The organism is Okeania sp. SIO2B9 (assembly GCF_010672505.1).
Taxonomy (GTDB): domain Bacteria; phylum Cyanobacteriota; class Cyanobacteriia; order Cyanobacteriales; family Microcoleaceae; genus Okeania; species Okeania hirsuta.
In genome coordinates, this window is sequence record NZ_JAAHGK010001232.1 from 1 (window position 1) to 2271 (window position 2271).

A 2271-nucleotide genomic window follows, 5' to 3' on the forward strand; every position below is an offset into this window, starting at 1 on the left:
TTGTCAATGCTTTTAGATTTAATCGGCAAAGCAATAATTAACAATAAAAAAATGGTTATAGCTTAATCTAGTAGATATGAGCTAAAGAGCTATTTATCAAAACTATATCTATATAGCACTCATAAACAACAAAAAGCCGATCGCTGAGTGCTAATTAATATATCAGGACTTACGCACGGACAATAAATTGAGAAGGCCAATGCCATTCGCCCCTACATATGGCGTTTTCAAGGTAAATTTGCGTAAGTCCTGATATATGACAATTAACCACCATAATTCCAACCTGTACTTTCTAACAATAGAGGGTCTCCCTCACGATGTACACCTGCAGCAATTACTTCTCCTACATATACAGTATGGTCGCCCTCTTCTACAGCACCAACAACTTTACATTCCACATAACCAAGAGTATCTGAAATAATTGGACATCCAGTTTCTCCCAGATAAAATTCTATATCCTCAAATTTATTTCCCACACGACGTTGAGGTTTGAAAAATTGTTGAGCTAAATCTTTTTGTTCTGCGGCTAAAAAGCTCAGAGAAAATACCCCACTAGCCTTAATCATGGCATGGGATATAGAATCTTTGTTTACACAATTAACAACTAAGGGAGGCGCAAAAGATGCTTGCATTACCCAACTGGCCGTAAAACCATTAACTTCCTCACCATCTTTAACACCACAGATGTATAATCCGTGAGGAATCTTACGCAATATTGTTTTCTTCGCCTGTTCGTCTAACAAAGTTTTACCTAATATTATTAATGAAGTTTACATTTGATATTTTAACAAAACTTAACCCATTGTATAACAGGGAACAGGGAACAGTTCATTAATGGATAATGGATAATTACCTCTGGTTAAAACCGTTACGGAGTGGAATATCAAGAAATATTATTTCTTCTCTTGGTCGATTGGATATGGCGAGGTCTCCTCGCCATCCCTCGACCGCTTTTTTCCCCTTGAAAGGGGAGACAGAGTAAGCTGAATTATTTAATTAATAATTATTAATTATTAATTTTTCGGTAACAGGCAATAGAAAAGAATTTCTCTGTCTAAGATTCATCATCAACATAAGTCAAATGCCAACTCGTTCCTTGCTATAGTCAAGTCTAAAAGTTTAACTAAAAATCAAAAAATATACAGCACATTTTGTGATGTGATTATAAATTTTGCTCGCTAAATTAAAAGAAAATTAATATTCTAATAATGTTTTCCCTAAACAATTTTTTCAAGAAACTAACTCATCAAAAAATTTGGCGTTTCATAGCAGTAGCATCAATAATTTCCACCTTAGCGATCGCCTGCAACAACACTCAAACCACCAGAAACTCAGAAACACCAACAACCCCCGAACCAGGTACCCTTGTTTGGGCACGCTACAGTGACTCTGACACCCTCGATCCCCACAAATCAACATCACCCTTATCTAGACAAATAATCGATCAAATCTACGAAACACTTTTGGCCTTCGATGACCAAGGTAAAATTCAACCAAACCTAGCCAAAGAATGGTCAGTCAGCAATAATGGCCAAGAATATACCTTTACACTCAACGAAAATATCAAATGCCATGACGGCACAATCTTTGATGCTAAAGCGGTCAAATTTACTATTGACAGAGCGATCAACCCTGAGACAGAAAACTACACCAAAGACAGTTGGGGACCGATAGAAACTGTCGAAGTTGTAGACGACCTCACAGTTACAGTCAAAATGTCTCAAGCTTTTAGCCCCTTTCTCCGCTTTCTCGCCGATCCTTACTCCAGCATGATATGTCCTTCTGCCATTCAAACCTATAACAACAAATTTGGCATAGAAGGAGCAATAGGTACAGGTCCATTCAAATTTACTGAGTGGACTCAAGGGGAACAACTTGTACTAGAGGCCAACCCAGACTACAAAAATTATGGGCGACAAGTAGAAAACTCTGGTACTCCCTACATCAAAAAATTGATAATTAAAACTATGCCAGAAAGGGAAGCACGTTTAGCAGCACTCAAGTCTGGAGAAATTCATTTAACTGAACCCCCACTAGAAGAAATTTCTGCTCTCAAGGAAGACTCAAAATTCAAACTTCATACTGCTGAAAATACTGGTCAAATAGTATTTTTAGAGTTTGTTACTTCCCGACCTCCCTTTGATGATGATAGAGCAAGACAAGCAGTAACTTATGCCATAGATCCCAAAAAAGCAACGGAGGAAGTATTTGCAGGTTTAATTAAACCTTCCGAATGCGCGATCGCAGATGTGATGTTTCCTAGTGATGAAA

2 protein-coding genes are annotated in these 2271 nt (G+C 37.6%); one reads left to right on the forward strand and one right to left on the reverse strand.

Annotated elements, in window-relative coordinates:
* Positions 1 to 263 precede the first annotated feature (263 nt).
* Positions 264 to 743 (reverse strand): flavin reductase family protein, encoded by a 480-nt coding sequence (locus F6K13_RS29270; RefSeq protein ID WP_124145939.1) that lies wholly within the window; start codon positions 741 to 743, stop codon positions 264 to 266.
* Between the two features lie 465 nt (positions 744 to 1208).
* On the opposite strand from F6K13_RS29270, the gene F6K13_RS29275 reads away from it, so the two are divergent.
* A partial coding sequence (locus F6K13_RS29275; protein ID WP_287289302.1) for an ABC transporter substrate-binding protein occupies positions 1209 to 2271 on the forward strand: 1063 nt, incomplete at its 3' end.